This is a genomic window from Agaribacterium haliotis, from assembly GCF_002312815.1.
Classification (GTDB): Bacteria; Pseudomonadota; Gammaproteobacteria; order Pseudomonadales; family Cellvibrionaceae; genus Agaribacterium; species Agaribacterium haliotis.
The window spans coordinates 69,853-83,672 of the sequence record NZ_NKQJ01000015.1; the positions used below are offsets into that span (position 1 = coordinate 69,853).

Below are 13,820 nucleotides of genomic sequence, written 5' to 3' on the forward strand. Positions count from 1 at the left end.
GCTACCGCTGCGCTTTATTATCAGCCTAAACAACAGGCCTTCAACAAAGAGTTAAACGACGATGCAGTTCTTAAATCAGATAAAAATTCGCAGCCGTATACTGATCCTGACACTGGTTCCGCTGGCGGCGATTTTCATCTTGTCTTATGAGCGTATGAGCCTAGCCTGGCAGCATAAAAAGAGCATGGAAGAGCTCGATTCCGTACTGCTTTATGTCAATGCGGCTTCACCTGTGATCAACGCGTCGATTGAAGAATCGCTTTACACCCGCCTGTATCTCGACAGCTCCACAGCAAGGGCCGCCAGTGCCCGCGCCCGCATGCTGCAAATGCGCCAGGTTAGCGACGGCTACATCCGCGAATATCGCAATTTCATCGAGCAACACCGCAGCGAGCTTGTGCAGTTTCCAAGCCTGGCTCAGCAAATAGAGCTACTGGAAGGTAAACTCGATAAATACCATTACGTTCGCGCTGCAGCGGATAAAAAAAGCCACATGGACACCAGTAACAAAGCTGCGTTTGGTTACGATGTGCATACCATTTACGAGATGCGCCTACTCGTTCGCGAACTTGTCACCTCACTGAGTGAAGTTGTAAATATTGCCTCGGAAAACAAAACTCTCGGCCTGATGTCGAACGCTTTTTATAATTTAATCATTGCCAGCGCCGAATCGGCCGCAGCAAATAGTTTTGTATTTGCTGCGGCGTTTAATGAAAAAGGCCTTGAGCCTTATGTCTACGCCCAGATATTTAGGGTGCAAACCAAAGAACAGGATTTCCTTAGAACATTTTATGGTTTTGCCAGTCCGGGTAGCCGCGATTTTTTCAGTCAACGTATCGAAAACAACAACTACTACAAACAGGCTGAAGAGTTCATTAACAACGTGCGCGCGACAGGCGATCAACAAATTAATCAAAAGATCGATCTCAAGGGGCTAGACTGGTCACGCGTTACCGAAGAGGTTTTTAGCGCCTATCAAGACACCATTGAAAATGTGCTCGACGAGCTTCTAACAGAAAAAGATATGCAGCTAGCCGATGCAAATTCAGTGTTAATTCAAACCGTTATTTTCACCCTCGGCATGGTTGGTGTTATTGCAGTAATGTCTTATTTCATTGGCTACAGCATAAACAGCCCGCTGAGATATCTTGTTAAATCAATGACTCGCCTCGCCGAAGAAAAAGATATGCGCACGCACCTCGAAGAGCGAGGCAACGATGAGCTCACCGACCTTGCGCGCGCGTTTAATCACCTCGTGGCAAGTTTTAATACTGCACTTCAGGGAGTGCACAGTCAGGCCCGCATTATGAACGACATCAGTAACGATGTTGCCGATGCAATGCGCCAAAGCCTCGCACTCAGTGACAACCAACTGGGTGCAACCGATAGCATCAGTGTTGCCGTTACTGAAATGACAACAACCATTGAACAAATCAATGAAATGACCAAGAGCACATCGGCCGCGGTACAAAATGCCGGCGATGTATCAAAGAAAAACGCCGACAACGCCGCGATTAGCCGCTCGATGATGGAGCGTTTGACACAAGAGCTAGGCAGCACCAGTGATGTTGTCAACAAGCTGCATGAAGAGAGCACCTTAATTTCTAATGTATTAAATGTTATTCAAGGCATCGCCGAACAAACCAACCTACTAGCCCTCAACGCCGCCATTGAAGCTGCGCGCGCAGGCGAACAAGGCCGTGGCTTTGCGGTTGTTGCCGATGAAGTTCGCAGCCTAGCCAAACAAACCCAGGAAAGCACCGAGCAAATCCGCGAACAAATTGAAAGCCTGCAGCAAGGCGCACAGGCAGCTACCGCCAATATGCAGCGCCTACAAGACGAAGGCGGCAAAGCTGTCAACGTTGTGGTCGACAGCGCCGCGACCGTTGAAGTGGTTAAAGAAGAGCTCGACAAAATCACTCAAATGGCAGTGCAAATAGCAACCGCGGCAGAAGAGCAGGCCTCCGTCAGTAACGAAATCAGTGAGCGTATTGTCGCCGTCAGGGACGATTCCGAAATGGCTGCGACCAGAGCCAATAATACCGTCGACGCCACCCAGGCGCTAACCGCAAGTGGCGACAAACTCAACACCTATATCAATGAGTTTAAAATAGACGAAAGCGACGGTTATTAAAGCGAGCTTAAGCCGCTGATGCTTCGAGACTAAAACTAAATACCGTACCGCTGTTTAATTGGCTTTGCACTGAAATCACAGATTGGTGTAAAGCCAATAATTTTTTGGTAATTGCCAAACCTAAGCCACCGTGGGCAACATCCTCCCTGACACTGTTACCCGCCTTGAAGTGGGCATCAAAAACATAGGGTAAATCCTGCTCGGGAATACCTATGCCAGAATCAGCAACATCGACACTGACTTTACTGCCCTGCGGCTGCAAAACAATTTGCACCCGACCGCCGTTGGGGGTGTGACGCAGGGCATTTTCGATTAAGTTACTGAACACTCGCTCAAGTTTTTCGATATCTGCATGCACCAGAATACTGCTATCCTGCGGCAACAAGCTAAGCTCGATACCTTTCTCTTGCGCTAAAACTTTAAACTTCAACAAAACATCGGCAACTAAATCCGCAATCGCTACCGTTTCTTTGCGCACTTTTACATTTGCAGCATCGAGTTGGGCCAACTCAAATAACTGCTCAATGAGTTGAGAAATAAGCTGAGCGTTTGTGCGGGCAATTTTAATATAGGAGCGACTTTGCTCCTCACTCAATTCCTCACGCTGCAACTCCCAGGTTTCTAAATAACCAAGCATGGATGCCAGCGGGGTGCGCAGATCGTGACTCAAGTGAGACAACATTTCTTTGCGCAACTCGTCAACCGATACAACCTTATCGTATTGTTGCTCCAGGCGTTCCAACACCTCCCGGAATGCAGAGCCGAGCACATCAATTTCGTTTTCGCTAAATGCCGACCACTCGCTTAACTCATCTGCCAACCCTTGCACCGGTTCGCGTTTTTTTTGAAAACCCTCAGCGCGCAAGCGCTGAACCTGCGCCGTTAAACGCTGCAGCGGCCGCGTAATCAAACTTAGTGTAAACACAGCTACCAACAACAGCAGCACAACAACAATAGTCAACACCCCCAAACCAGAGCTCATCAGCTTCGCACTCAGGCTTTGAGCCTGCAATTCGTGGCGAATTTGGCTGCCGATAACAATATACAAATAGCCGTAGACTTCGCCCATCTGATAGATAGGTGCAACCGAAAAAATCTTTCTCTCGCCGGGAACTTTAGGGTCTTCACCGAGTACAAAGTTTTGTGCATCCGGTTCTTGCCAATACGCTTTGAGTGGCTGCAAGTCGATTTCTTTAAGTTGTAGTTGCTCGGGTTTGGCGTCTGCAGAAACAATAACACCGTCTTTATTTAATAAATAAAATTCGAAGTTTGGCCCGAGCACCATTAAATCGTGAAACAATTTTTTGGCGGCATCGTAATCGGGCTTACCGTCGCGATAGAGTAAATAATTATCGACAACATGGGCGGCCAGCTCCCGATGCATGCGCTGGCTAAGCTCCCGTTCATAATTCTGCGACGAGCACAAAATAAGCCAGGCAAACACAGCTGAAAACAGCAACAAAATAAACGACAGGCCAAATAGCAGGCGTGTTTTTAAACTCTGCATTACGAAGCTTGCTCCAACTCCGAGAACTTATAACCCACCCCCCATACCGTTTCGATATAAGCCAGTGACGCGCCTGCATGCGAAAATTTATTGCGCAAACGGTTGATATGAGAGTTGACTGTGTGCTCAAAACCGTTGTGTTGATAGCCCCACACTGCGTTCAATAACTGCTCGCGGGTAAACACCTTGCCCGGATATGAGGCCATGTACAAAAGCAGATCAAACTCTTTGCTGGTCAGCTTTAAGGTTTTCCCCTCGTAGCTGACAATGCGCCTGTCGATATCAATCAACAGCGCAGAAAAACGCAGCGGCATAGATTCAAGCTCAGGTCTGTTGCTGTCATTGGCAAGGGATGCGCGCCGAATCAAGGCTTTGACTCGCGCTTGCAGCTCGCGAACACTAAACGGTTTGGTCAGGTAGTCATCGGCGCCCAGCTCCAGCCCCTCAACGCGGTCGGCTTCACTTTTTTTGGCCGTCAACATCAGAATTGGTGTGGTATTACCCTGCTGACGAAGGGTGCGGCAGATATCCAAACCGCTCATATCCGGCAACATAACATCGAGCACAATGGCACTGTAGCCCTGCCCCGCTGCGCGCCGGTAGCCTTCTGCACCACTCATGCAGTGTTCAAGCTCGTAGTCGAGGTTCTGCAAATTCAAGCTGATCAAGGCTCCGATATCGGCCTGATCTTCAATGATCAAGATTTTAGCTGGCACCTTTCACTCCATTTTCTCACGGTCAAAACACGCAGTTTCGGCATAAACGAAAGTAGAACTAACAACAGCAGGCGAGCCCAGTGGAGAACTGAACTCGCCTGCTGTTGACACTAACTCGGTAGTCGCATGACTAACCGCTTTTCTTACTCACTGCGTGTGACAACCAGACGCAAGCCACCCTGATCAAAGCGATGGCTCTGATCCAGCGCCGAATCATCGTAGCCGTCATCCATGCTAACTACCCCAGCGTGAATGCGCACGGCGTCAACAAGGTCGTCGCGGTCGGCGTTATAACCTTCGCCGCCAGCAGCCGGGCCTGGAATGGACGCAGAGCTTTCACTGTTTGCTTCGGTGCCGGCATCGTAAATCATCAGGCTAACACTCATACTCTGACCGGGCTCAAGCTTGTCCAGAGCCATGGTGTTTAAGCCGACAAATGCGTCGTTAGTGTTGACCGGCATCGTCGCTACGCTCAAGTACTTGTGCGCATCGTCCATAGTGCTGATGCTCACTTGCGCACTGTGCCCCGGCATTAAAATACCGTCACTTTGAGTGCTGTCTGCCTCACTGGCCTCGGCCAGCAAGTCGGCGGGCGAACCCGATTCGGCGAGCATCTCAAGACCAGGTGAAGCCGGCTCGCCAAGGTACCAAGGCTGATAATCAGAGCCGTGCAAGATAATTGCAGCAGGCGCCAGCGGCTGATTTGCCATGGTGTTTACCAGGGTCAGCTCGTAACTGCGCTGCGCACTCATATCGTCGTTATCACTGTCGCCGCCACAGGCACTTAAAGCCAGTGCACTGAAGCTTGCGACCAACAAAATTTTGCTGTTCATAAGCGCCCCCTTACTTCACGCTAATTACGACTTTAGCGACAGGGTTTAACCAGCGGTGGACACGGGAGTCGAGATCACTGGGGCCGGCGTCGGCATCGGTATCACCCAACACGCCGCGGTGAATATGTACGGTGTCGTTACTTTCTTCCGTGGTGACACCACTGCCACCTGTGCCGCCATTCATTCCCGGATTTACAGGAATGCCAGGTGCGCCGAGCATGCCGCCGCCATTAACAATTTCATCATTGGCTTCGGTACCTGCATCGTAGGCATCGAGGTACACAACGTAGTCGCCGGGCTCGGAAGGGATAGGCCAGGAATTCAGGCCGATAAAGCCGTCATTGGTTGGCAGCATCATCGCCACAATACTCAAGTACTGCTGCTCTTTGCTGTCAAAATCTGTTGCCATGGTCGTTGCCGCCGGTGCCAGCAGACCTTCGGCCGGATTGCGCAGCGCTTCACCACCGCTGGCTTTTACCGCGTCGTAAAGGCCGTCAATCGCACCGCCTTCGGCCATCATCGCCAACTCAACGGACGCCTGCTCGCCGATCTGAAACAACATCGAATCTGCATCGTGCGCAGCAAGCAAAATCGGAGTGAAATAAATACCTTGAGTAAGGTTGGTAATTTTTACATCGACAACTTCAGCAGACGCACTGCCGGCAGCCAAAGTAGTTAAGGTCGCGCCGAACAAGGCCGCTTTTAATGAGGCTTTTAATTTCATGACACAGGTCTCCGTGTGTGACTGGAGTTGCCATGGTAAAAAGCAAATATCAAATGCCGATCACCGCTTTATCACAAAAGGATCACAGCCCGGCTTTAATTTACAGCGCCAATTATTATTTTGGCCACTGCCCTAAACTAATACGCTCGTGGCCGGCCAAGTCGCGGCGACTTTGCACCTGGTCAAAACCGCACTTCAGCAAAAGCTGTCTGACACTGTCGGCCTGCTGCCAACCGTGCTCAAGCAACAACCAGCCGCCTTCAAATAAAAATGCACCTGCTTGAGTGATAATCTGGCGTAGGTCTTCGAGCCCCTGCTCGCCGCTGATCAAAGCCGAGTGCGGCTCAAAGCGCACATCGCCCTGGCGCAAGTGCACATCGTCACAGTCAATATAAGGGGGGTTGCTTAGGATAAGGTCAAAGTGGCCGCCTACCTGCTCAAACCACGAGCTTTTATATACGTTAACGCGCTCGAGCTTATTTAAATGGGCGTTGTGCTTAGCCAGCGCAAGCGCATCATCCATACGATCGACCGCCTCAATATGAGCACACGGGAATTCCGACGCCAAGGCCAGGGCAATGGCGCCAGTGCCGGTACCGAGATCGAGCATGCGCGCTTCGTCAAAAGCAAACTCAAGTGCAGTTTCAACCAACAGTTCTGTGTCGGGCCTAGGAATCAAGGTCGAAGTATTTACTTTGAGGGTCAGGCTCCAAAAACCCTGCTCGCCGAGTAGATAAGCCACCGGCTCTCCGCGCAGGCGCCGCTGAAATAGTTGCTCAAATGTCGCCAGCTCATCCAGGCTTAGCGGGTACTCAGGCCACGTAAAAAGAAAGCTGCGATCTTTTTTTAAACTAAACGCCAGTATCAACTCAACATCGAGGCGAGCGCTGTCACTCTCTTGTAAAAGTGCGGCGCGCTTTAAACAATCGGCAACACATTGGGGCTGCGTCATGCGCTTATTCGCTCAGCGCAGCGAGCTGGTCGGCCTGGTACTCATTGACCAGCGGCTGAATCACCTCGTCGAGACTGCCTTCCATAATTTCTGCCAGCTTATAGAGTGTGAGATTAATGCGGTGATCGGTTACCCGCCCCTGGGGGTAGTTATAGGTGCGTATGCGCTCGGAGCGATCGCCACTGCCGACCAGAGACTTGCGCTGATCGCTGTGCGCCGCCGCGGCGGCTTCTTCCTGAGCTTGCTGCAGGCGCGAAGCCAGCAGAGCCATCGCCTTGGCGCGATTTTTGTGCTGCGAACGTTCGTCCTGACACTCAACGACCACACCTGTCGGCAGGTGGGTAATGCGTATCGCCGAGTCGGTTTTGTTGACGTGCTGACCACCGGCCCCCGACGCGCGAAAAGTATCAACCTTTAAGTCGGCCTTATTAATGTCGATGGACTCGAGCTCGTCGGCTTCCGGCATAATCGCCACAGTGCAAGCCGAGGTGTGGATGCGCCCCTGACTCTCGGTTTCCGGTACCCGCTGCACGCGGTGGGCACCACTTTCAAACTTCAACTGGCTGTAGGCCCCCTGGCCAACCACACGCGTGATGATTTCTTTAAAGCCGCCGTGCTCGCCGGCATTTTCACTGATCACTTCGATGCGCCAACCGCGACTCTCGGCATAGCGGCTGTACATGCGAAATAAATCGCCGGAGAAAATAGCCGCTTCATCACCACCGGTGCCAGCGCGAATTTCGAGAAAGACATTTTTAGCATCGTTGGGATCTTTTGGCAGTAGCAGTTTTTGCAAGTTGAGCTCCAGCGGCTCAACTTCGGCCTCACTGCTTTTTAACTCCTCCTGCGCCATCGCACGCATGTCGGGGTCGTCATCGGCGGCAAGCAACTTTGCCTCTTCAATATTATCGAGCAGTTGCTGGTAACTTTCGTAAGTTTTTACAACCGGCTCAAGCTCGGCGTACTCTTTGCCTAAATCGCGAAAACGATTCTGGTCGGCAATCACATCGGCATCGCCGAGCAAATGCCCCACCTCCTGATAACGCTCAGCCAGCAGGGATAATTTATCTAAAATGCTCTGTTTCATAGTTATGCTTTTTTGATGTCAGTCGTCGACATCACCAATAGAAAATATTTTTTTTATGTGTTGTAGCAGGCCAACATTGTTGTCACTCGCGGCTTTTTTCATTGCCGCCGTTGGGCCGTGCATAAATTTATTGCCGATATTATTCGCCAAACGCTTTAAAGCCTCTTCCGGGTCCTGCCCCGAACGCAAATTCTTCAGCGCTTTATCCAGCTCCTGCTCGGTCAGCGAAGCAACTTGTGTGCGAAAAGCTTTAATACTGCTAACCGCACTCAGTGCCCGGTGCTCTTGCTCGTACTTGCGCACGCCCTCTTCAACGATGTCGAGCGCAAGCTCGGCCGCCTGCTGACGCGAGCGGCGATTTTCATCGATCACCTCGGTCAGATCGTCGACAGTGTAGAGAAAAACATCGTTTAACTCACCGACTTGCGCTTCAATATCACGCGGCACCGCAATATCTACCATAAACATCATTTTGTGTTTACGTTTTTTTAGGGCCTGCTCAACCATGCCTTTGCCGATCAACGGCAAAGGCGCCGCCGTTGACGAGATAACGATATCAGCATCGGCCAGATAGTCGGGGATCTCTGGAATTAACAGCACCTCGGCGCCCACTTCGGCAGCGAGGCGGCGGGCGTTTTCCAGGGTTCTGTTGGCAATCAGTAAACGTTTAATGCCCTGTTCACGCAAGTGCCGGGCAACCAGCTCAATGGTTTCCCCCGCACCCACCAACAGCGCTGTATCTTTGCTCAGATCTGAGAAAATCTGCTGCGCCAGACTAACTGCAGCATAGGCAACCGATACCGGGTTTTCTCCGATGGCCGTTTCCGAGCGCACTCGCTTGGCCGTGGCAAAGACCTGCTGAAAACAGCTGTGCATGCCCGAACCGAGCACCTCGGCCTCGCCGGCCAGCGCGTAACAGTCTTTCATCTGCCCGAGGATCTGCGGCTCGCCCAGCACCAGCGAATCGAGGCCGGACGCGACTTTCATCATGTGGCGCACCGCTTCAGCGCCCTGCTTGCCATAACTGCAGGCGCTGAACTCAGCGACATCGAGGCCCTTAAACTCAGCCAGCCAAGCGCTGATTTGCTCAAGACTTTTCTCACTGAGCCCATAGACTTCAGTGCGATTGCAGGTGCTGAGTATCGCTGCCTCCGACACCATGGTCTCGGCGCAGGCCTGCTTTAAGGCGCGCTGCGCTTCGTCTGGGGCGAAAGCGAGATTTTCGCGCACGTCGACCGTCGCCGTAGTGTGATTGAGTCCGAGAGCAAAGAGAGTCATGAGCCGCCTGGGCTGCTGGTGAATAAAACCGTGCATTTTCGGGCCTAGTGTCCTTGTCGGCAAGGCCTAAAAAGCGGAATATGTGCAATTCGCCAACTAATTGCTAACGACATGTGAAGCATTGCCGCTATAGTGACGGCGCAAAAGCATATATTAAAGTAGTCAGCCGCCGAGGAGAGCTGGAGTCCCGATGTTCTTTAGCCGCAGGCCCCAGCGCCCTGCATTAATCAGACCCGCAGTAACGAGCCTAGCCCTTGTCACCCTGTTTAGCTGTGCCAATTATCAGCCCTCAGAGCAAGCCATAGATCCGCTGCCAGATGTTGAAGTTGAGCAAAACCTGCACTTTGGCCAGGACAGCCTCTACCGGCTGATGACGGCGGAGCTGGCGCTGGTGCGAGAGTACTACGATATCGGCCTCGACAATTACGTTGAAGAAGCCATCAGCAGTCGCGATGTTGCCGTCACCGCCCGCGCCACCCAGGTTGCGCGCATATTAAAGAAACACGACGAAACCTTAGTGCTCGCCGAACAGTGGCGCGAGCTCGACCCCGGCAGCTACGAAGCGCGCTTTATTTTAATTTCCGAGTACATCTACGCCGAGCGTTTTGAACAGGCCTTTGCCGAAGCCCAGCGCTTGCTCGCTGCCGGCCACAGTGCCGGCTTTGAAGATATTGCCATCGACGCCGCGCAAAAAAATTATACCGGCCGCAGCGAGCTCAGCACGGCCTATGCCGAGCTGCGCAAACAATACCCCCGCGTGCCAGAGCTGCTTGTCGGCCACAGCATCTTGCTGCAGAGCCTCGGCGAGCTCGAACCGGCGCTGACGGCAATTCAAAAAGCCAATAAAATAGACGACAGTAACCCCCGCGCCCTGTTTCAGGAGTTTAGAGTGCTCAGCGCCCTGCAGCGCAACGACGAAGCACTTGATGCCTACGGCCGCATGGTCGAGCTGCAGCCGGAAAACATCCAGCTTCGCAACCGCTACGCCCAGCTGCTGATTGGCTCGGATTTAAACTTGGCGATGAAGCAGTACGAAATCCTGCACCGGCAAGACAAACAGGATGCCGACATCCTGCTCAACCTCGCCCTGCTGCAGTTTGACCAAGGCGAACTCGATGAAGCCGAGCGCAACTTCCTGACCCTGATCAGCCGCAAGCAACACCAGAGCACCGCCAACTACAATCTCGGCCTGCTCGCAGCCCAGCGGGGAAACGCTCGCCAGGCACTGAGCTATTTCATCGCGGTTAAAGACGGGCCCCGCTACGTTGATGCCTCGTCGCGCGCCGCCGACCTAATCGCCTCCAACGAAGGTTTTAGCAGCGCCCAAGCTTTTATCAGCGGTCGCCGCGAACAGGCGAGCAGCCCCGAAGCACAGGAATCCCTGTATCAGATTGAAGCTGAAACCCTGGCCAGCGCCGGCCAAAAAGCGCAGGCGGCCTCTTTGTATAAAGTCGCGCTTGAGCAGTTCCCAGGCAGTGTTCGCCTGCACTACAGCCGCGCGATGTACTACACAGAAATACGTGAACCGGAAAAAGCCGAGCAAGATTTTCTGGTCGTACTCAGCCAGGCCCCCAACAGTGCCGCTACATTAAACGCACTCGGCTATACCCTGCTCGACCAGACCGACAGACTCGCTGATGCCACCTTATATATAGAGCGCGCCTACGAGCTCGACTCAGAAGATGCGGCCATCGTCGACAGCATGGGCTGGCTGCGCTTTAAACAACAGCAGTATGACGAAGCACTGAAACTTCTGCGCCGCGCTTATGAGATCTTCCCGGACCACGAAATCGCCGCCCACCTTGGCGAAGTGCTCTGGCAGCAAGGCAGGCAGCGGGCCGCGCGCAAAATCTGGCGCGAAGGGCTCGAGCTCAGGCCCCAGAGCCCCGTGATCTTAACCACCCTGCAGCGCCTCGGAGTTGAGCTGTGAAATTCAGGCTTATTGCATTCATTGGCACCTTAAGTTTATTGGTGGCCTGCAGCAGCCAATATCAAAAGCTCAGCGGCGAAGCCGGTCACGCCCGCGACCTTGAGCGCTGGCAGCTCAGTGGCAAAATCGCCCTGCGCACTGCCGACGAAGGTCACAGCGCAGTGTTGTTGTGGCGCCAAAATAAAAGCGACTTTTACATCAGCCTCAGCGGCCCTTTTGGCGCCGGGCGCATTGAAATAGAGAGCGACAACAGCGGTGCTGTGCTGCGCAATGCCGATGGCGAACACTATGCCGCCAGCGCCGAGCAGTTGTTTTTGCAGCTCGTCGGCATGGAAATGCCGGTCGATATGCTGCGCTGGTGGGTGCGCGGGCTGCCGAGCCCAAACTTCCCCATCAGCAACAGCCAATACAGCGATAGCGGGCGCTTAATTGGATTTGAACAGCAGGGCTGGCAACTGGAACTCAGCCGCTTTCAACAACAGGGCTCTTTAACCCTGCCGGGAAAAATCAAAGCCCTGCAGGCGCCCTATCAAGTCAAACTCATTATCCAAAACTGGCAGGCAATTTGAGCGCCAAACGACAAAGCGCCGGCAAGTTAAGCCACACGAGCAGCCCAATGCTAAAAAAAGCTCAACAAAGGTTTGACAACTAAGAAAAGCGCCATTAAAGTACCGGCCTTCCTCGAGGGGGGCAGGGAAAACGACTTTCCCGACAAGGTAGATAAACGCTGAGTTTATATACTCGAGGGCAGTCCAAATTGGACGATAAGCGCCTCCCCAACCGAGTTTTACTGGGGTGTAGCCAAGCGGCAAGGCAGCGGGTTTTGATCCCGTCATTCGAAGGTTCGAATCCTTCCACCCCAGCCATTTCCTTCCGCTCGCCACACTCTTAACTCCGATGACGTGAGTATACAAAGAGGTCTTACGTGGCTGACTTAATGGTTTTCACCGGCAATGCTAACCCAGAACTTGCGGCCAGCATTGGAGACAAACTTCATGTTCCCCTTGGCGACATTATGGTCGACAAGTTTTCAGACGGCGAAATTCGCGTCGAGCTGAATGAGAACGTGCGCGGTCGCGATGTATTTGTTATCCAGCCAACCTGCGTTCCAACCAATGACAACATGATGGAAATGCTTGTTATTGTTGACGCCCTGCGCCGCGCCTCAGCCGGTCGTATTACTGCCGTGGTTCCATACTTTGGTTACGCCCGCCAGGACCGACGCGTTCGCTCCGCGCGAGTGCCGATCACTGCAAAAGTTGTCGCCGACATGATGGTCACCGTCGGTGTTGACCGCGTGCTGACTGTCGACTTACACAGCGAACAGATTCAGGGCTTTTTTGATGTGCCGGTCGACAATGTCTACGGCTCGCCAGTGTTGCTTGAAGACATTCTGCGCCAGAATTTTGAAGACTTAGTTGTCGTATCGCCGGATATTGGCGGTGTCGTTCGCGCACGCGCGGTGGCCAAGCAGCTCGGTGTTGAGCTTGCGATTATCGACAAACGCAGGCCAACCGCGAACGTTGCCGAAATTATGAATATTATCGGTGAGGTCGAAGGCCGCACCTGCCTGCTGGTTGATGACATGGTCGATACCGCCGGCACCCTGTGCAATGCCGCCAGCGCGCTCAAAGAGCACGGCGCGAAAAAAGTTATCGCTTACGCCACTCACGCTGTACTCAGCGGCCCGGCCGTTGAACGCTTAAACAAGAGCGAACTGGATGAGTTGGTAGTCACCGACTCCATTCCACTGGTCGGCGACGCAAAAAAATGTAAAGTCATTCGCCAACTGACCCTGGCGGATATGCTTGCTGAAGCGATGCGTCGCATCAGCAATGAAGAATCTCTCAGTGCGATGTTTGCCGAATAGGCCCACAGCACACTGAAAGAGCACGGCAGCCAGCCGCACTTGCTCCGCAAGAGCTGTTTGGCTTCGTGAAAACACCTCGCTTGTCCTGGTCGCGGGCAGCGGGGTTTATTTTTTTAACTAACTTATAGAGTTGAGTCTTATGTCTACTGAAGATTTTAAATTAGACGCTCAAGCTCGTGACGATTCAGGGAAAGGTGCGAGCCGCCGCCTGCGTCGCGAAGCTGGCCTTGTTCCTGCCATCGTTTACGGCGGTAAGAAAAAGCCACAAAACATCAGCGTTGAGTACAAAGAGCTGATCAAGCACCTCGAAAATGAAGCGTTCTACAGCCACATTATCGAGCTGAACATCGACGGCAAAAGCGAAGACGTGATCCTTAAGGATCTGCAACGTCACCCATCTAAAGTTGAGATCTACCACGCTGACTTCTTCCGCGTGAGCAAGACCAAGAAACTGAAGATGAACGTTCCTCTGCACTTCATCAACGAAGACACTTCTGTTGGCGTTAAGCAGCAGGGCGGTATCGTTAATCACCTGATCACCGAACTGGAAGTAAGCTGTCTGCCAGCTAACATCCCTGAGTTCATCGAAGTTGATCTGGCTGAAGTTGAAGTTGGCCAAACCGTACACATCTCTGACCTGACTTTGCCTAAAGGCGTTGAGTCTGTTGCTCTGAGCCACGGTGCCGACCACGACCAGTCTGTTGCAGCGATCATCAAGACCCGCGGCGCAGCTGAAGACGAAGCTGGCGACTCTGAAGAAGAAGCAGGCGAATAAGTCTGAGGCCAGCC

At 52.7% G+C, this 13,820-nt stretch carries 12 protein-coding genes and 1 tRNA gene; 6 read left to right on the forward strand and 7 right to left on the reverse strand.

Annotated features, from left to right (window positions below):
• Positions 1-61 precede the first annotated feature (61 nt).
• Positions 62-2,134: a methyl-accepting chemotaxis protein gene (locus CFK45_RS16330; protein WP_096087519.1), complete on the forward strand. Its 2,073-nt coding sequence runs from the start codon at positions 62-64 to the stop codon at positions 2,132-2,134.
• A 7-nt stretch (positions 2,135-2,141) separates the two neighbouring features.
• On the opposite strand, the gene CFK45_RS16335 is transcribed toward CFK45_RS16330, so the two are convergent.
• From CFK45_RS16335 to hemA, 7 genes are all read right to left on the reverse strand, one after another.
• Entirely contained in the window at positions 2,142-3,641 is a 1,500-nt protein-coding gene (locus CFK45_RS16335; RefSeq protein ID WP_096087520.1) for a sensor histidine kinase, read from the reverse strand.
• Positions 3,641-4,357 carry a response regulator transcription factor gene (locus CFK45_RS16340; protein ID WP_096087521.1) on the reverse strand — a complete coding sequence of 239 codons (717 nt, stop codon included), beginning with the start codon at positions 4,355-4,357 and terminating at the stop codon, positions 3,641-3,643. The genes CFK45_RS16335 and CFK45_RS16340 overlap by 1 nt, the downstream gene beginning before the upstream one ends.
• A gap of 143 nt (positions 4,358-4,500) precedes the next feature.
• On the reverse strand, positions 4,501-5,190 hold the full coding sequence (locus CFK45_RS16345) for a spondin domain-containing protein (protein ID WP_096087522.1): 690 nt from the start codon (positions 5,188-5,190) through the stop codon (positions 4,501-4,503).
• Between the two features lie 10 nt (positions 5,191-5,200).
• Positions 5,201-5,914, reverse strand: a complete 714-nt coding sequence (locus tag CFK45_RS16350; RefSeq protein ID WP_096087523.1) for a spondin domain-containing protein — start codon at positions 5,912-5,914, stop codon at positions 5,201-5,203.
• Positions 5,915-6,029: 115 nt separating this feature from the next.
• Complete coding sequence (gene prmC / locus CFK45_RS16355; protein WP_096087524.1) at positions 6,030-6,866, reverse strand: peptide chain release factor N(5)-glutamine methyltransferase; 837 nt, start codon at positions 6,864-6,866, stop codon at positions 6,030-6,032.
• A gap of 4 nt (positions 6,867-6,870) precedes the next feature.
• Positions 6,871-7,953 carry a peptide chain release factor 1 gene (gene prfA / locus CFK45_RS16360; RefSeq protein WP_096087525.1) on the reverse strand — a complete coding sequence of 361 codons (1,083 nt, stop codon included), beginning with the start codon at positions 7,951-7,953 and terminating at the stop codon, positions 6,871-6,873.
• An 18-nt stretch (positions 7,954-7,971) separates the two neighbouring features.
• Positions 7,972-9,231, reverse strand: a complete 1,260-nt coding sequence (gene hemA / locus CFK45_RS16365; protein WP_096087558.1) for a glutamyl-tRNA reductase — start codon at positions 9,229-9,231, stop codon at positions 7,972-7,974.
• 190 nt (positions 9,232-9,421) lie between these two features.
• On the opposite strand from hemA, the gene CFK45_RS16370 reads away from it, so the two are divergent.
• From CFK45_RS16370 to CFK45_RS16390, 5 genes are all read left to right on the forward strand, one after another.
• A complete protein-coding gene (locus tag CFK45_RS16370; RefSeq protein WP_096087526.1) occupies positions 9,422-11,161 on the forward strand; it encodes a tetratricopeptide repeat protein in 1,740 nt (579 codons plus the stop codon).
• The gene (gene lolB, locus CFK45_RS16375) at positions 11,158-11,730 is read left to right on the forward strand and encodes a lipoprotein insertase outer membrane protein LolB (RefSeq protein ID WP_096087527.1); all 573 of its coding nucleotides are present in this window, start codon (positions 11,158-11,160) and stop codon (positions 11,728-11,730) included. The genes CFK45_RS16370 and lolB overlap by 4 nt, the downstream gene beginning before the upstream one ends.
• Before the next feature lie 222 nt (positions 11,731-11,952).
• Positions 11,953-12,027 (forward strand) — tRNA-Gln (locus CFK45_RS16380).
• 71 nt (positions 12,028-12,098) lie between these two features.
• Complete coding sequence (locus CFK45_RS16385; RefSeq protein WP_096087559.1) at positions 12,099-13,031, forward strand: ribose-phosphate pyrophosphokinase; 933 nt, start codon at positions 12,099-12,101, stop codon at positions 13,029-13,031.
• A gap of 139 nt (positions 13,032-13,170) precedes the next feature.
• The gene (locus CFK45_RS16390) at positions 13,171-13,806 is read left to right on the forward strand and encodes a 50S ribosomal protein L25/general stress protein Ctc (protein ID WP_096087528.1); all 636 of its coding nucleotides are present in this window, start codon (positions 13,171-13,173) and stop codon (positions 13,804-13,806) included.
• Positions 13,807-13,820: the final 14 nt, after the last annotated feature.

What these genes read in the sequence shown, in the direction of transcription:
- CFK45_RS16330 (WP_096087519.1), top strand. Translation starts at nt 62, where the DNA reads ATGCAGTTCTTAAATCAGATAAAAATTCGCAGCCGTATACTGATCCTG.
- CFK45_RS16335 (WP_096087520.1), bottom strand. Translation starts at nt 3,641, where the DNA reads ATGCAGAGTTTAAAAACACGCCTGCTATTTGGCCTGTCGTTTATTTTG.
- CFK45_RS16345 (WP_096087522.1), bottom strand. Translation starts at nt 5,190, where the DNA reads ATGAACAGCAAAATTTTGTTGGTCGCAAGCTTCAGTGCACTGGCTTTA.
- CFK45_RS16350 (WP_096087523.1), bottom strand. Translation starts at nt 5,914, where the DNA reads ATGAAATTAAAAGCCTCATTAAAAGCGGCCTTGTTCGGCGCGACCTTA.
- prmC (WP_096087524.1), bottom strand. Translation starts at nt 6,866, where the DNA reads ATGACGCAGCCCCAATGTGTTGCCGATTGTTTAAAGCGCGCCGCACTT.
- prfA (WP_096087525.1), bottom strand. Translation starts at nt 7,953, where the DNA reads ATGAAACAGAGCATTTTAGATAAATTATCCCTGCTGGCTGAGCGTTAT.
- hemA (WP_096087558.1), bottom strand. Translation starts at nt 9,231, where the DNA reads ATGACTCTCTTTGCTCTCGGACTCAATCACACTACGGCGACGGTCGAC.
- CFK45_RS16370 (WP_096087526.1), top strand. Translation starts at nt 9,422, where the DNA reads ATGTTCTTTAGCCGCAGGCCCCAGCGCCCTGCATTAATCAGACCCGCA.
- CFK45_RS16385 (WP_096087559.1), top strand. Translation starts at nt 12,099, where the DNA reads ATGGTTTTCACCGGCAATGCTAACCCAGAACTTGCGGCCAGCATTGGA.
- CFK45_RS16390 (WP_096087528.1), top strand. Translation starts at nt 13,171, where the DNA reads ATGTCTACTGAAGATTTTAAATTAGACGCTCAAGCTCGTGACGATTCA.